This window comes from Pseudarthrobacter sp. Hb11 (assembly GCF_059383655.1).
On record NZ_JBWZCM010000003.1, the window covers coordinates 20,871 to 35,991 of the forward strand.

Annotated in this window: 16 protein-coding genes; 8 read left to right on the forward strand and 8 right to left on the reverse strand. The window is 65.5% G+C overall.

What is annotated here, in order from left to right; all coding sequences use genetic code 11:
• Position 1 precedes the first annotated feature (1 nt).
• The 3 genes from AC50X7_RS06670 to AC50X7_RS06680 all read left to right on the forward strand — a co-directional run bounded on the left by AC50X7_RS06670 (position 2) and on the right by AC50X7_RS06680 (position 3,351).
• The gene (locus AC50X7_RS06670) at positions 2 to 1,279 is read left to right on the forward strand and encodes a DUF6986 family protein (protein WP_494978274.1); all 1,278 of its coding nucleotides are present in this window, start codon (positions 2 to 4) and stop codon (positions 1,277 to 1,279) included.
• 10 nt (positions 1,280 to 1,289) lie between these two features.
• Positions 1,290 to 2,102: a bifunctional allantoicase/(S)-ureidoglycine aminohydrolase gene (locus AC50X7_RS06675; protein ID WP_494978275.1), complete on the forward strand. Its 813-nt coding sequence runs from the start codon at positions 1,290 to 1,292 to the stop codon at positions 2,100 to 2,102.
• A 94-nt stretch (positions 2,103 to 2,196) separates the two neighbouring features.
• On the forward strand, positions 2,197 to 3,351 hold the full coding sequence (locus tag AC50X7_RS06680; RefSeq protein ID WP_494978276.1) for a serine hydrolase domain-containing protein: 1,155 nt from the start codon (positions 2,197 to 2,199) through the stop codon (positions 3,349 to 3,351).
• Between the two features lie 69 nt (positions 3,352 to 3,420).
• Here the strand turns inward: AC50X7_RS06680 and AC50X7_RS06685 are convergent, their stop codons facing one another.
• The gene (locus AC50X7_RS06685) at positions 3,421 to 4,596 is read right to left on the reverse strand and encodes a zinc-dependent alcohol dehydrogenase (RefSeq protein WP_494978277.1); all 1,176 of its coding nucleotides are present in this window, start codon (positions 4,594 to 4,596) and stop codon (positions 3,421 to 3,423) included.
• A 178-nt stretch (positions 4,597 to 4,774) separates the two neighbouring features.
• On the opposite strand from AC50X7_RS06685, the gene AC50X7_RS06690 reads away from it, so the two are divergent.
• Positions 4,775 to 5,023, forward strand: a complete 249-nt coding sequence (locus AC50X7_RS06690) for a hypothetical protein (protein ID WP_494978278.1) — start codon at positions 4,775 to 4,777, stop codon at positions 5,021 to 5,023.
• A gap of 70 nt (positions 5,024 to 5,093) precedes the next feature.
• On the opposite strand, the gene AC50X7_RS06695 is transcribed toward AC50X7_RS06690, so the two are convergent.
• From AC50X7_RS06695 to AC50X7_RS06705, 3 genes are all read right to left on the reverse strand, one after another.
• Positions 5,094 to 5,804 carry an HAD family hydrolase gene (locus AC50X7_RS06695; protein ID WP_494978279.1) on the reverse strand — a complete coding sequence of 237 codons (711 nt, stop codon included), beginning with the start codon at positions 5,802 to 5,804 and terminating at the stop codon, positions 5,094 to 5,096.
• The gene (locus AC50X7_RS06700) at positions 5,804 to 6,094 is read right to left on the reverse strand and encodes a hypothetical protein (RefSeq protein ID WP_494978280.1); all 291 of its coding nucleotides are present in this window, start codon (positions 6,092 to 6,094) and stop codon (positions 5,804 to 5,806) included. The genes AC50X7_RS06695 and AC50X7_RS06700 overlap by 1 nt, the downstream gene beginning before the upstream one ends.
• A 117-nt stretch (positions 6,095 to 6,211) precedes the next feature.
• Positions 6,212 to 8,020, reverse strand: a complete 1,809-nt coding sequence (locus AC50X7_RS06705; protein WP_494978281.1) for a glycoside hydrolase family 15 protein — start codon at positions 8,018 to 8,020, stop codon at positions 6,212 to 6,214.
• 87 nt (positions 8,021 to 8,107) lie between these two features.
• Here AC50X7_RS06705 and AC50X7_RS06710 point away from each other — a divergent pair, with 87 nt between their 5' ends.
• Positions 8,108 to 8,839 carry a DUF72 domain-containing protein gene (locus AC50X7_RS06710; RefSeq protein ID WP_494978282.1) on the forward strand — a complete coding sequence of 244 codons (732 nt, stop codon included), beginning with the start codon at positions 8,108 to 8,110 and terminating at the stop codon, positions 8,837 to 8,839.
• Between the two features lie 67 nt (positions 8,840 to 8,906).
• The gene (locus AC50X7_RS06715; RefSeq protein WP_494978283.1) at positions 8,907 to 9,998 is read left to right on the forward strand and encodes an App1 family protein phosphatidate phosphatase; all 1,092 of its coding nucleotides are present in this window, start codon (positions 8,907 to 8,909) and stop codon (positions 9,996 to 9,998) included.
• Positions 9,999 to 10,069: 71 nt separating this feature from the next.
• Here AC50X7_RS06715 and AC50X7_RS06720 read toward each other — a convergent pair whose 3' ends face one another.
• Positions 10,070 to 11,632 (reverse strand): glycoside hydrolase family 1 protein, encoded by a 1,563-nt coding sequence (locus AC50X7_RS06720; protein ID WP_494978284.1) that lies wholly within the window; start codon positions 11,630 to 11,632, stop codon positions 10,070 to 10,072.
• Positions 11,633 to 11,753: 121 nt separating this feature from the next.
• On the opposite strand from AC50X7_RS06720, the gene AC50X7_RS06725 reads away from it, so the two are divergent.
• Complete coding sequence (locus AC50X7_RS06725; protein ID WP_494978285.1) at positions 11,754 to 13,139, forward strand: AAA family ATPase; 1,386 nt, start codon at positions 11,754 to 11,756, stop codon at positions 13,137 to 13,139.
• Between the two features lie 70 nt (positions 13,140 to 13,209).
• On the opposite strand, the gene AC50X7_RS06730 is transcribed toward AC50X7_RS06725, so the two are convergent.
• The 3 genes from AC50X7_RS06730 to AC50X7_RS06740 all read right to left on the reverse strand — a co-directional run bounded on the left by AC50X7_RS06730 (position 13,210) and on the right by AC50X7_RS06740 (position 14,624).
• A complete protein-coding gene (locus AC50X7_RS06730; RefSeq protein ID WP_307093895.1) occupies positions 13,210 to 13,587 on the reverse strand; it encodes a hypothetical protein in 378 nt (125 codons plus the stop codon).
• 88 nt (positions 13,588 to 13,675) lie between these two features.
• Positions 13,676 to 14,098, reverse strand: coding sequence for a J domain-containing protein (locus AC50X7_RS06735; RefSeq protein ID WP_494978286.1), 423 nt, complete (start codon positions 14,096 to 14,098; stop codon positions 13,676 to 13,678).
• Positions 14,099 to 14,198: 100 nt separating this feature from the next.
• Complete coding sequence (locus AC50X7_RS06740; protein WP_494978593.1) at positions 14,199 to 14,624, reverse strand: Hsp20/alpha crystallin family protein; 426 nt, start codon at positions 14,622 to 14,624, stop codon at positions 14,199 to 14,201.
• A gap of 136 nt (positions 14,625 to 14,760) precedes the next feature.
• On the opposite strand from AC50X7_RS06740, the gene AC50X7_RS06745 reads away from it, so the two are divergent.
• On the forward strand, positions 14,761 to 15,081 hold the full coding sequence (locus AC50X7_RS06745; protein WP_307093893.1) for a MerR family transcriptional regulator: 321 nt from the start codon (positions 14,761 to 14,763) through the stop codon (positions 15,079 to 15,081).
• The last annotated feature ends 40 nt before the right edge of the window (positions 15,082 to 15,121 follow it).

Below are 15,121 nucleotides of genomic sequence, written 5' to 3' on the forward strand. Positions count from 1 at the left end.
CATGGCTGGACCAAAGCCTTCGCTGTCCCCGGGGGACCTCGCGCACATCGACGGGCAGCTGGCCCCCACGGACCGCCTGCTGGAGCAGAACTACCCGGGCGACGACGGCTCCCGCCAGCCCGTCCACACGGTGTACGTCCCCGCAGACCGGTTCACGCCGTCGCTCGCTGCCGACTGGGGCGCCGAGGCACTGGCCACTGCTGCCGCGCATGGCGGACTGGAAAAACTCGGCGCCCTGCTCAGCCAGGACGCGGGCCTCGCCGGGGCAGTTGCCTCCCGCGTCGAAGCGAAGCTTGCCAGTGAACCGATCGAGGACCTGCGGCTCGATTTTGAGGACGGCTTCGGGGACAGGGGTGACGACGCCGAGGACGCCGCCGCGGTTGCTGCGGCATCCGCTGTGGCCGCCGCCGTCGCTGCCGGCTCCGCTCCCCCGTTCATCGGGATCCGCTTCAAGTGTTTTGAGGCACCGACACGGTCGCGCGGGTTGCGGACGCTTGACCTGTTCGTTTCCGGGCTCGCCGCGGCCGGCGAGCTGCCGGAAGGGCTAATCCTGACCCTGCCCAAGGTCACCACGGTGGCCCAGGTCCAGGCGATGGATTACGCCGTCTCGCGGCTGGAGGAAGTGCACTCGCTTCCGGCAGGGCGGCTCCGCTTCGAGGTCCAGGTGGAGACGCCTCAGCTGATCCTCGGACCCGAGGGCACCTCCCCGGTGGCGCAACTGCCGCATGCCGTGCCCGGCCGGATCAGTGGCCTGCATTACGGCACCTACGACTACTCGGCGTCACTCCAGATTTCCGCCGAATACCAGTCCATGGAGCACCCGGTGGCGGACTTCGCCAAGGAAGTCATGCAGCTGGCAGTAGCAGGCACCGGCATTCGGCTCTCCGACGGATCCACCAACATCATTCCGGTGGGGGACAACGTGGAGAACGCCTGGCAGCTGCACGGGCGTCTGGTCCGGCGGTCGCTGGAACGCGGCTACTACCAGGGCTGGGACCTGCACCCGGCCCAGCTGCCGAGCCGTTTTGCCGCCACCTACGCCTTCTACCGGCAGGGACTTTCCGCCGCAGCGGGCCGGCTGCGGAATTATGTGGAGCAGACTGCAGGCGGTGTGATGGACGAGCCCGCCACCGCCCGGGCCCTGGCAGCGTTTGTGCTGCGCGGCGTCCAGTGCGGCGCCGTAGGTGCCGATGAAGTCCAGGCGCTCGCCGGCGTCGGAATCCCCCAACTCACTGCGCTGGCCCACCCCCGGCTGTCGCAGGCCACCACCTCGAAGTAAGGACCCCACCATGGGCAAGTACTACTACCCCCAAGGCGGCCTGCCGCCGCAGACCCACCTCACCACCGAGCGCGCCATCGTGACGGAGGCCTACACGGTCATCCCCAAGGGCGTCATGACGGACATCGTCACCAGCAACCTCCCCGGTTTCTCGAACACCCGCTCCTGGATTATCGCCCGCCCCATCTCCGGCTTCGCCACCACCTTTTCCCAGCTGATCGTGGAGATCGGCCCGGGCGGCGGTGCGCCCAAGGCCGAGTTCGAAGCCGGCGTCGAAGGCGTCGTCTTCGTCACCAAGGGCAAGGTCAATCTCACGCTGGACGGCGAACTGCACCAGCTCGAGGAGGGCGGCTACGCCTACCTCGCGGCCGGTTCCACTTGGGGACTGGAGAACGTCTCGGACCACATCGTCTCCTTCCACTGGATCCGCAAGGCCTACGAGCGTCTGGAGGGGTACGAGGCGAAGTCGTTCGTCACCAGTGATGCCGAGGTCGAAGCCCGCGCCATGCCCGACACTGACGGCGTCTGGAAGACCACCCGCTTCGCGGACCCGGACGACCTGGCCCACGACATGCACGTCAACATCGTGACGTTCCAGCCCGGCGGCGTGATCCCGTTCCCGGAGACGCACGTGATGGAACATGGCCTGTATGTCCTGGAGGGCAAGGCCATGTACCTCCTCAACAACGACTGGGTTGAGGTGGAGGCCGGCGACTTCATGTGGCTCCGCGCGTTTTGCCCGCAGGCCTGCTATGCCGGCGGCCCCGGCCAGTTCCGCTACCTGCTCTACAAGGACGTCAACCGCCAGATCCGTCTCACCTAAACCGCCCTCCCCTGTCCCAACCAGGTAGTGCCAGGTGCCGTTTTGGAGCGTCAAAAGGACACCTGGCGCTACTCAGCGGTGGGAAAATTGGTCCATGGGCATACGCCGGAGACGTGCGTGGAAGCGGGCTGCGGCCTGCCTGTGCTCAGTCCTGCTGGTGGCGTCCTCGACCGGCTGCATCGAGGAACCACTACCCCCGGAGCCGGACCACCCGGCCTTCGCCCTTCTGGAGGACTTCAGTGCCCGGATGCTGGAGGAAGGCGCCCCTGCAGTCCTTATTGCCGTCAGGAACGGTGACAACACTTGGACGCACGCTGCCGGAGTCCGCAGCCTGGCGTCAAAAGAACCGGCGACGATCATGGATTCTCTCCAGATAGGAAGCATCACCGAATCACTGGTGGCGGTCTCGGTGATGAAGCTGGTGGAGGAGGGCAAGCTCGATCTGGATGCAGAAGTCAGCAGTTATCTCCCTGAGTTCGGAACCGTGCTGCACCCACCCGGGCCGGTCACAGTCCGCCAACTCCTGACCCACGAGTCGGGAATCCCCGACTTCTATGTTCCCCTGCTGGCCTCCGGAAATTGGGAGGCGACGATGAACCGGCCGCTCAGCCTCGAACAGCAACTGGCCTTGGCCGCCACCGTTCCCTGGGACGGCCGGCTGGCGCGGATTTTCGACTACTCCCGTTCGAACTACTCAGCCCTTGCCCTGATAGTCGAGCGGGTCCGCGGAAAAGGGATTGGGGCCGTCCTCACCGCTGACATCGCGGAGCCTCTGGGCCTGGTGAATACCCGTCTGGACGGCGGGTCCCCGCCAGCCACCATGATTCACGGCTACATCACCATCGAAGGAAAGCGGCTGGACGTGGCGCGGCCGGCCTGGTTCGCTGAGCTGCCCTCCGGCGGCGTCCTATCCACAGTGGAGGAAGTGAACAGGTTCTACGCCGCACTGTTGCAGGGCAGACTGCTGTCACCAGACACCGTGACGGCCATGAAGGGCGGCTACTCGCAGTATTACGGCTTTGCCCTGCGGCGGTGGAACAACACCTGCAACAACCGCTTTTACTACGGCCTTCCCGGAGACATCGACGGTTACGGCATGATTTCACTGACCAGCGAGGACGGCAGCAAGCAACTGGCCCTAGCAGTCGCTTACCCGCCCGCGCCGCCAACCCTCGAGCTGAACCCCTTGATCTCTGAGATGCAGGACGTGGCGCAGGAGGCCCTGAACAAGCTCTGCCCGGAAAACTGACCCGCAGTTAACGCCGCCACAACGCGGTTTCGGGACGTTAACTGCGAGCCAGTTGGGTCGGGGCAGGGGTCAGGGGTTGAGGACCACCTTGATGCAGCCGTCTTCCTTCTTCTGGAACTTCTCGTACAGGGCGGGCGCGCCTTCCAGCCCCGAGCGGTGGGTGACCAGGTCCATCACACCCAGCGGGTCGGCGTCGTCCTCCACGAGGGGAAGGATGTCATCGGTCCAGCGCCGCACGTTGCACTGCCCCATCCGCACCTGGATCTGCTTGTCGAACATGGTCAGCAGCGGCATCGGGCTGGCCTGGCCACCGTAGACCCCGCTCAGGGACAGTGTTCCACCACGCCGCACCGCGTCAATGGAGGTATGGAGCACCGCGAGCCGGTCCACACCTGCGGTTTCCATCGCCTTCTGCGCGAGCTTGTCGGGCAGGAGTCCGAGAGCCTGGTGCGCGAAGCCGGCAACAGGCGAGCCGTGGGCTTCCATCCCGACGGCGTCAATCACCGCGTCCGGGCCCCTTCCGGCCGTCATTTCCCGGAGTTGGTCGGCAACACCTTTGGCGTAATCGAGTGTTTCCACTCCGTGCCGCGCCGCCATGTCCCGGCGTTCTGCAACGGGGTCCACTCCGATGACCCGGAGCCCGCGCTGCACCCCGATGCGGCTGGCGAACTGGCCCACCGGCCCCAACCCGAACACGGCGAGGGTGCCGCCGGGCGGGACATCCGCGTACTCCACGCCCTGCCAGGCGGTGGGGAGGATGTCAGAAAGGAACAGGTACCGCTCGTCCGGGAGCTCGGATCCCACCTTGATGGGGCCGTAATCCGCGTGCGGCACCCGAAGGTATTCGGCCTGGCCGCCCGGGACGGAACCGTAGAGCTCCGAGAAACCAAAGAGCGCAGCGCCGGAACCTTTGTCCTTGACCTGCGTGGTTTCGCACTGGGACTGCAGGCCCTGGTTACACATATAGCAGTGGCCGCAGGAGATGTTGAAGGGGACCACCACCCGGTCCCCCTTGCGGAGATTGGTGACGGCGCTACCCACCTCTTCCACAATGCCCATCGGTTCGTGGCCGATCACATCGCCCTTGTGCATGTACGGACCCAGGACCTCGTACAGGTGCAGGTCCGATCCACAGATCGCGGTGGAGGTGATCCGGACGATGGCGTCCGTGGGTTCCTGGATCACCGGGTCCGGTACCTCTGCCACGCTTACCGAGCGCTTTCCCTGCCATGTCAGTGCTTTCACAATTCGCCTTTCCTGGAAGTTTTTCGCTGCAGTCGGGGCTGGCAGCCAGTCCTTCGACGCTATCGGTTCCTGCAATAAAAAGTAAGCAGGCTGACTAAAATCCTTGTCGTCGCGCCCTGTGGCTTCTAGCGTAGGAAGAGGCACATCTGCAGACCCGCACCAGTGAAAGAGGAAAAATATGTCGCTCTACCAGCCCGAACCGGTTGAGATCTCCACCCGCATGCGGCCCGGGGAGTGGACGGAGGAGAGCCTGGAACTGCTCGTGCAAAGCTACCGCGAGCGGATCGTGGAGATGGGCGCCAGCCCCACGGCCGTTGTGACGGATATTGACCGGAGCGATGACGGCTCGGTGCGCGTGGCGGTTTCCTGGGACAAGCCCGCCAACGCGGGTGGCGAGGACACTGTGACCGGCGGCCAGACGCTCTGACGCGGGCGTTGGTAGGTACGACGACGGCGACCGGGCAGGGAACGCGGCATCAGTAGGTGGGCGTGAGGAGTCAGGCACCGGCGAGGAGCCTGCCGATGGCGCTTGAGGTCAGGTTCTGCAGCAGGTCGCGCGGGCCGTCGTAGACTTCCACCGCGCCCGCTTCGCGCAGTTCGCTTGCACGGACCCCGCCGCAGGTGACACCGATCGCCGGAATACCCAAGGCACCCGCGGCCTTCATGTCCCACACAGCATCCCCCACGAAGATCGCATCCGCCGCTTCCACTCCGATGGCTTCCAGGGCGGCAACGAGGATGTCCGGGGCAGGCTTGCTTTCCTTGGCATCATTGGCACTGGTGGCGGCATCGAGGAAGGCATCTGAGTCCAGAACGGACTTCATTACCTGCAGATCCTGCTTGCGCGCCGACGAGGCGAGGGCCACCGAGAGCCCCGCAGCATGGCATTGGGCGAGCAGGTCCTTGGCGCCGTCGAAGGTGCGCAGCGCGGGCCAGTGGGAGGCGTACAGCGCACCATGGCTGGCCATAATTTCGGAATCCAGGGACCGGTCCCGGCCCGCCGGCAGGAGGCTGTCCACCAGGCGGTCGCCGCCCATGCCCACGTAGTAGTGGATGGACGCCATCGGTATGTCATAACCCTGCTGGCGGAAAGCGCCCCACCAGGAGATGGTGTGGATGTACGACGAGTCGATCAGGGTGCCGTCAACATCAAAGAGAATCCCCTGGCGGCGGCCGCCGTCGGGGGACCCGGAGTCCGGCGGGGCCATCAGCTGACCGCTGCCCGCCTGGCCTCGGGAGTTTTCCTGGCCCGGGCGGCATCGCCCTTGGCTGTGCTCACGGGACGCACGCGCTCCCGAATCACGGTCCCTGCGCCGTCGTGGCTCTTATCCCGGATAAGGCCTGTCCCCGCGATCTCCCGCGCCATTGCCACGCCGGCAACCGCGGCCCTTTTCGTGGGGAAAGTAACCGAGATGGCCATCAGGTTCCCGGCTCCGTCCATCATCCGGATCCTGTAGCCGCCGTCAGGCGCATCCACGAGCTCAAAATACCCGGCCATTTGCAATCACTCCTCCATCAGTCACGGCACTGTGCTTACTGGGAGCACTCCATGAGGTGTTAGTAAGTATACTTATCTATTCTGCGAAGGAGAAGCCGCACCCTTGGACGCGCCGCCTCAGCGCGCTGCCGCCGTTTCCGGCGGAATAGGGGTGTCACTTCGCCGAACCGTATCCTGATGCAGCTCCAAAGCGCTAGTCACAAGTGCGAAGTGGCTGAAGGCCTGGGGCGTATTGCCCAGTTGCCGGCCCGACCGGACGCCCCATTCCTCACTCAGCAGCCCCACGTCGTTGCGTAATTCAAGGAGGCGCTCGAAGAGTTCCCTGGATTCGTTGTGGCGGCCTGCTCCCAGCAGCGCCTCAACCAGCCAGAAGGAACAAGCAATGAACACGCCCTCATCACCGGGCAGGCCGTCGTCGCTCTCGGCCGGGCGGTACCGGAGCACAAACCCGTCCTCGGTCAGCTCCCGCTGGATGGCTTCGATGGTTCCGATGACGCGGGGATCATCCGGCGGCAGGAACCCCACACGCGGGATCAGGAGGAGGCTGGCGTCGAGCTCCGGCCGGCCATAGGACTGCACGAAGGTGTTCCGGCGGGCGTCGAATCCGTTGTTCATCACGTCCCGGTGGATGGTGTCCCGGAGCGTCTCCCAGCGCTCCACCGGCCCGGGCAGTCCTGATTCACGGACGCCCTTCACCATGCGGTCCGCGGCAACCCAGGCCATGACCTTCGAGTGGGTGAAGTGGCGGCGGGGACCGCGCATTTCCCAGAGTCCGTTATCTGGCTGGTCCCAGATGGTCTCGAGATGCTCCATCAGTGCCACCTGCACGTCCCACGCCTCGTCGGAGTGTGTGAGCAGGGAGTTGCGCGTCAGCGCAAGGCAGTCCAGCACTTCCCCCCACACGTCCAGCTGGAGCTGTTCGGCGGCGCCGTTGCCGATGCGCACAGGTGATGAGTTTTCGTAGCCCTTCAGCCAGGGCAGCTCCATCTCGGGCAGCCGGCGTTCACCGTGGATTCCGTACATGATTTGCAGGTCCGCGGGGTCGCCGGCCACAGCACGCAACAACCAGTCCCGCCAGGCCGCAGCTTCGGAGGTGTAACCTGCGGCCAGCAGTGCCTGGAGCGTCATGGTTGCATCGCGCAGCCAGCAGTAGCGGTAGTCCCAGTTGCGGGGGCCGCCCAGCTGCTCGGGCAGTGAGGTGGTCACCGCCGCAACGATGCCGCCGGTCGGGGCGTACGTCAGGGCCTTCAACGTCACGAGGGACCGGACCACAGCCTCCTTGTACTTGCCCTCCACCGTGCACTGCGAAGCCCAGCCGCGCCAATACGCAAACGTGGTGCCCAGCACTTCTTCGGCGTCAACGGTGTGCGGCCGTCCAACATGGCTGGGTGCCCAGGTAAGGACAAAGGGGACCCGCTCCCCTGCGTTGACGGTGAAGTCGCTGACGGTGTGCATGTTCTCGCCGTGAAGCGGGGCCGGGGTGACAAAGTAGACGGCGTCAGGGCCGGCGATGGCGTGCATGCCGTATTCGTCCCGGCGCACCCAGGGGATGATATGGCCATAGTCGAAGCGAAGGGTCAACTCGCCATGCATCTTTACGCTTCCGCTGACGCCTTCGACGATCCGGACGATGTCCGCCACCGAATCCCGGGGCGGCATAAAGTCGATGACGCGGACTGTTCCGTCGGGCGTTTCCCACTCCGTTTCCAGGATAAGGCTGCCGTCCCGGTAGCCCCGGCGCGTACAGGCGCCGCCGCTCGCCGGCGCCAGGAGCCAGCGCCCCGCGTCGGGAGTATCCAGCAATGCGTTGAAGCACGCGGGGGAATCGAACCGGGGAAGGCAGAGCCAGTCTATGGAGCCCTCTTTGTTGACCAGCGCCCCTGTATGGAGATCACCGACAACTGCATAGTCTTCAATTCGCGCCATGCCCTTACCCTGCCACAGCCGGCCCCCGAGTGGGCCGGGCAGCGGGGTGTAGCCTCAAAACATCGGCAGTAGTCACCGGAGGCATTCATGGCAATCCACATCGGCACCTCCGGATGGAGCTACAACCACTGGGAGAACGTGCTCTATCCGCCCAAGCTGCCGGTTAAGGACCGGCTCCAGCATTATGTGGCCCGTTTCCATACCGTTGAACTCAATGCCAGCTTCTACCGCTGGCCCCGGGACACAACTTTTGCCGGCTGGAACCAGCGGTTGCCGCCCGGCTTCAACATGTCGGTCAAGGCTCCCCGCGGCCTGACCCACGCCAGGAAGCTCTATGAACCCGAGGTGTGGCTGGAGCGCATTACGCGCTGCTGGCATGAACTCGGTGATAAGCGGGCCGTCCTCCTGGTCCAGCTGCCACCCGGCATGGAACGGGATGATGCCCGGCTGGACTACTTCCTCGCCGCAGTCCCGGACTGGCTCCGGGTGACCGTGGAGTTCCGGCACCCCAGCTGGGACTGCCCCGAGGTCTTCGCCCTGCTGGAACGCCATCAGGCTGCCTACTGCATTATGAGCGGGGCGAATCTTCCCTGCATCCTGCGCACCACAGCGCCCTTCACCTATGTCCGGCTGCATGGGCCTGACCACCAGCACCTGTACGCCGGTTCCTACTCCGATGCCGACCTGCAGTGGTGGGCGGACCGGATCCGGGAGTGGTCCGCAGATGGCCTTGACGTTTACGCCTATTTCAATAATGACGGCGAGGGTCACGCCGTGCGGAACGCCGAAACCCTGCGCGGGATTTTGGGAGAAGGCTGACGTCACACACCGCCCGCAGGGGCCGAAGTGCTCTTCCGCCGGCCCGGCCCTGTGGCAGAGTGGAGCCATGGACACGGCTCCGAACAATTCGTCAGAGAAAACAGCGCACACTCTGCTCCCGGACGCGCTCTCGGGAAACCAGGTGTTCCGGCTGGCACACCGGGTCTCGGACGCCGTTAACACGGTGCGGATCCGGCTGGCCAAGCGCTGGAAATTCATTCCCCAGACCATCGCCTACCAGGGCTACGGCTCCACCAGCCAGGTCCGGGTCCTCGGGCGGGTCCTGCTCACGCAGAAGCCGCTGCCGGGGAGCAAAGCGGAGCACGCCGCGCAGAATGGCAACCAGAACCTCCGCGGCTGGCGCGCGTTCACCAGCGTGCCGCTGCAGTTCACCGACGTCGAGATCACCATCGGCGATGTTGTCACCCACGTCCGCGCGGACCGGGGCGGGCTGATCGATACGGAGGTGAAAGTCCAGCTTTCACCGGGCTGGCACACGGCCGTCCTCCGGGCCGAAGGAACAGAACCTGTGGAGGCCAGAATCCGGGTCATCGCCCCGGACGTGAAGTTCGGGATCGTCTCGGACATCGATGACACGGTGATGGTGACGGCCCTGCCCCGGCCGTTCCTGGCGCTCTGGAACACGTTCGTCCTAAGCGAGCGGGCCCGCATGGCCACCCCCGGCATGGCCGTGCTGCTTGACCGCCTCACCATCGAGCACCCCGACGCGCCGGTGATCTACCTGTCCACGGGGCCCTGGAATGCGGCCCCCACGCTGGCCCGGTTCCTGACCCGCAATATGTATCCGTCCGGCGCCCTGCTCCTCACGGACTGGGGCCTGACGCAGGACCGCTGGTTCCGCAGCGGCCAGGACCACAAGCTTCGGAACCTGGCGCGCCTGGCCAGCGAGTTCCCGGACATGCGCTGGCTCCTGATCGGCGACAACGGCCAGCACGACGAAGCGATCTACTCAGAGTTTGCGCAGGAAAACCCGAACAGGGTTGCCGCCATCGCCATCCGGCAACTGTCCGTCAGCGAGTCAGTGTTCGCCGGCGGCCACTCGGTGGACGGGGACCACACCGCGTCCCAGGTGCCGTGGATCTACTCCCCAGACGGCGCCGGCATGGCCAAGCAGCTCACCACGCTGGACGTGCTCTAAAGCCCGGGTAGGGGGAGGCGCGTGCTGACAGCCGCGCGTCCCGCCTCCCCAGGCTTGGCCAGCCCAACTACCTAGGCGCTGGCACTCAGAGGGGACACGCCGTCGTCGGGCGCTTCCGTATCAAGAACCTCAGTATCGAGATCCTCGGAGGCCGCTGCCTGTGCGATGGCAACATCAGCGGCGATGGCGAGGTCGCGCTCCTCGATGAGTTCCTGGTACCAGTAGTAGGAGGCCTTGGGTGTCCGCTCCAGGGTGTCCCGGTCCACGTGGAGCAATCCGAAGGGCTGGTTGTAGCCGGCGGACCACTCAAAGTTGTCCATGAGGGACCATACGTAGTAGCCACGCAGGTCGATGGACTCGGCGTCACCGCCCGGGGCGGTGGCCCGCAACGCTGCCTCAAGGTGGTCAGAGAGGTACTTCAGGCGGCGCTCGTCAGGGATGAACCGCGCGTTGGTGGATTTGTCCCGGACGATGATGTCCTCGAAACTGGCCCCGCCCTCGGTGAGGATGACCGGCGGCAGGTTGGGGTAGCGCTCGGCCATTTCCTTCAGGGCCACCGCCATGTACTCGGGCTTGACCGGCCAGCCGTAGGCGGTGATGTCCGCTTCCGGCCAGGTTTCCACGTGGAAGGGGGTTCCGCCGCTGCCCGCCGCGCTGAGGTCGCTGCCCATCGCCTCGGCCATGCTCGCGGGCACCGCGCCGGCGCCCGGCCCGACGGCCACCTTGGTGGGCATGTAATAGTTCAGTCCGTAGAAATCGAGGGGCTGGGAAATGAGTTCCATGTCCTCAGGCGGGTGCTCGAAGGAGCTGAAGAACTTGGCCGCGCGGATCAGGTCCGGATATTTGCCGGTCAGCACGGGGTCCGCGTAGAGCCGGTTCTGGGCCAGGTCCATCATGCCCGCGCTGATGTAGTCCAGCGGGTTGATGGAGTTTGGGACCATGGGCGAGTAGACGTTTGTCATGCCGATCTCACCGGGGACTTTCGCAGCCCGCAGGGCCTGCACGGCAAGCCCGTGGCCCAGCAGCTGGTGGTGGACGGTGGGGAAGGCATTCAGGACGAGCTCCTCCCCCGGCGAGTGCAGGCCCAGTGAATAACCGTTGGTGCTCACGGTGGCGGGCTCGTTGATGGTCACCCACTGTGCCACCCTGTCGCCGAAAGCCTCGGCAAGAATGCCGGCGTACTCCCCCAGCCGGTAGGCTGTGTCGCGGTTCATCCAGCCGCCCGCCTCATCCAGGGCCAGGGGTGTATCCCAGTGGTAGATCGTGGCCATGGGCGAGATGCCGTTGTCGAGGAGTTCGTCCAACAGCCGGTCGTAAAAAGCAAGGCCGGCCTTGTTCGCAGGGCCGCTGCCGGTGGGCTGGATGCGGGGCCAGGCGAACGAGAACCGGTACGAGTCCACGCCCAGCTGCTTCATGAGGGCAACATCCTGCGGCATGCGGTGATAGTGGTCGCAGGCCACCACGGGGCTGTGGTCCTCAACGATGTTGCCCGGCTTGGCCGAAAACACATCCCAGCCGGCAGGTCCGCGGCCGTCCTCATCCAGTGCGCCTTCGATCTGGAAGGCTGCAGTTGCCACTCCAAGGGTGAACCCCGGCGGGATGAGTGCGGCGAGGTCCCTGGCGGAAATATGCATTGAACAAATCCTTACTACGGACAGAACGGTACCCACGAAAGTTTTTTGAACCACGCGAGGTCAAGACCATATCCTCGCACGATTCCCGGGCTGCTGGTGCGCGTGCTGCTAGGGTCTGGGAATGGATGAAAAACTGGGGAAGTTCATCGACAATTTTGCTGATTTGGTGCAGCTGGCACAGGCCCGCAGCCACCGGCGTCAGCCCGGGGTGCAGCTGCTGGATACGCTGACCGGGTACCTGGGCCTGGCTGCCGAAGACCTCGCCGTGGTCGAGGAACAAATCCCGCCGCACAGGTTCGTGGACGCAGACATTGTGATGGCCGGGCTCGCCGCACTGGATCCGGAAAGCCGGCTGGTGGGGATCGGCGGCGGCGGCCAGCGGCACCACCAGTCCTTGAGCGACATGCTTCAGCAGTCACAGGCCTTCCCGCAGTTCCCGCTCGCCCAGCCGGACTACGTCAACCTGGCCGTGGGGCCGGATACCCAGCGCCAGGCGGTGGGTTTCGGCCTGCGGCTTATGACGTACGACGGCGGCCGGCTGGCTGTTCTGCAGCGCGCCGCGGATCCGCGCGCCGGCCGGGAGACGGCCTCCCTTGAAGTGGCGCCGGAAAACACCGAAACGGGCGCGGCCTTCCTGGCTGAGTACAGGCGGCGGATGGACAGCCAGAGTGTGCCGAAAGGGCAGGTTTCCCTGACCATGGGTGAATTCGGACCGAGCAGCGGCGGGGTTACCTTCCACCACCGGCCGCACCTGCCGGGGCAGGAAGTTATCCTTCCAACGGGCCTCCTACAGAAGGTGGCGGGCCACGCGGTTGGCATCGCCGCGCACCGGGAGTCCCTGAAGCGGCACGGCCAGCACCTCAAGCGGGGCGTCCTGCTGTACGGCCCGCCCGGGACCGGCAAGACGCACACCGTTCGGTATCTGCTCGGGCAGAGCGAGGGCACCACTGCAATCCTCCTCAGCGGCGGTTCCCTTGCCCGGATTTCGGAGGCGGCGCGGATGGCACGTGCGTTGCAGCCCTCGATGGTGGTGCTGGAGGACTGCGACCTCATCGCGGAGGACCGGAGTTTCGGCCACGGGCCGCAGCCGCTGCTCTTTGAAGTCTTGGATGCCATGGACGGCCTGGACAACGATGCGGACGTCGCTTTTGTCCTCACCACCAACCGGCCGGACATGCTGGAGCGTGCGCTGGCGCAGCGTCCCGGCCGGGTGGACCTCGCCGTGGAGATCCCGCTGCCCGCCCTCAACGAGCGGATAGAGCTCATTCGGCTTTACGGCCGGCAGGCCAGTTTCAGTCCGGACGCCGTGGCTGCCGCCGCCGAACGTACGGACGGAACCACAGCGTCGTTCGCCCGCGAACTGGTACGCCGCGCCGTTGTGGCCGCGGCCCTCGAGGACCTGCCGCTGTCCGACTCACACCTGTCAGCGGCTGCGGAAGAGCTGCTGGGTGACGCCGAATCCCTGACCCGGAGCCTGCTGGGCAGCGGAGCCGTGGGAACCGTCTGACGGCAACCGTTGCCGTTCGGGGAACCCGGCCTCCCGGGTTAACTGGCGGGAGGGGCGCATTGGTTTAAGCTCACTGGTCGCCGAACAGGAATTCCTTTGCGTGAGCCACAGCCTTGCGGAAGGCATCGTTCCGGAGCGTGACCAGGTGCTCCGTGTCGCCGTCGGCCGGTTCCAGGTACCCTGTGTATCCCGGCCGCAGGACCCAAATGTCCCCTGACGGCGGAAGATAGAACACCCCGAAAGACCGCTGCTGCCTTTCGTCGTTCGTCCACACCGGGACCACAGCCAGCGCCGCGCCGGTGGTGGGGTTGATCCACTGGGCTCGGGGAAGGGGCTCCTCATGGGCTTCCGGATCCAGGAACGGCGCGGTGCCCTTGCCCCACCGCTGTTCGAAACGCTCATGGAACACCGGCATCAGGTGTGAATCGTAGCGGCGCCAATCGCTCATACAGTTTCCCGCCTCTCGAAGTGGTGGCCGGGGTCGATTCCCCGGGCCTGCAGGGTCCCGGTGTGCGGTCCGGCAGGCCAATCGGTTATCAGGCCCACGGTCCGCTTTCCCAACGCACGGGGGTGATTCGGATGGTGTTTCCGGAAGAACCCGGCTGGTGCCGGACCTTCCGGACCGGGATGTCCGTCCCGGTCCGGCTCGCCGGTGCTGCGCCGGTTGCCGGTTCTGCCTGCACTTCCCGGTCATAGGCCTCCCGCCGGACTGGGTCGCGCAGGACGGCAAAAGCCTGCATGATTCGCAGCAGCTCGGCCTCCCGCTGCTGCGTACCTCCAACTGCGCCGGTATTGTCCACTCCGTTCTGCAAGCCCCTCGGCCCGCCGGCCGCATCCCTGCCGCCTTCCAAGTCCGGATGGTGGCTACGCATCAGGGCCCGGTAGGCGCGCGAGATCTGCTGCTGGGAGGCGTCACGCGGGACGTGCAGGGTGGCGTAGTAATCCGGGGTATTGCTCATGTCAGTCTTCCGGCTCCGCAGGGCTGACCCGGCGGACGGGCAGTGCCGGATGCGGGCGGCGCAGGACAACCCGGGTTGCCCTGCGCCCGCCACTGCCGGCCTAGGTTCCGATTTGGTGCAGCTGGCTCTGCTGCGTCTCGATTTCGATCTTGCGCGGCTTGGCCTGTTCCGCCACCGCGATTCGCAGCGTCAGGACACCTTGGTCGTAGCTGGCCTTGATGTTGTCCGTATTCAGGGTGTCGCCCAGGATCAACTGGCGGCTGAAGACGCCGCGCGGACGCTCGGAAGCCACCAGCTCCACATTGGGCTGGGTGGGATCCTGGCGTTCCGCCCGGACCGTAAGCACGTTGCGCTCAACGTTCAGATCCAGTGAATCGAGCTTGACGCCCGGAAGATCGAAGGCCACCACAAACTCCCCGTCTTCCTGCCAGGCATCCATAGGCATGGCGGCCGGACGGGCGGCAGTTCCAAAGACCTGCTGCGTGAGCCGGTCCAGCTCACGGAACGGGTCCGTGCGCATCAACATCATTTCCCACTCCTTCAACTTGTTAGATGTTGGATCGGTACTGTATCCACCCCAGGATCTATGGTGGTGAAGATAGATTTTTTATAGCACCTGTGAAACACTGAAGCAAGACTCATCGAAGTTTTTTGGAGAACTGATGGCAGAGCGGGAAGCAGGACGGGCGCCAGTGCCCGCAAAGGGTCGCGCACTTTACGCCATCTCTGTTGCGGCGAAGCTGGCGGGCACAGGCCAGCAGAACATCCGCCTCTACGAGACGCGGGGCCTGCTGACGCCGTCGCGTACTTCCGGCGGCACCCGGCAGTACAGTGACGCGGACATCGCGGTGCTGCTTCGCATCGGCGAACTCCTGGAACAGGGCCTGAACCTCGCCGGCGTAGCCAAGGTGCTGGAACTCGAGGAAGCCAACGTCAAGCTCCATCTTGCCCTCAAGCGGGCCCGGTCCCGGCCGCCCGCCTGAGCGATCCGCGGCTGGGAGGAAACAGCCAACGGGACAGTGT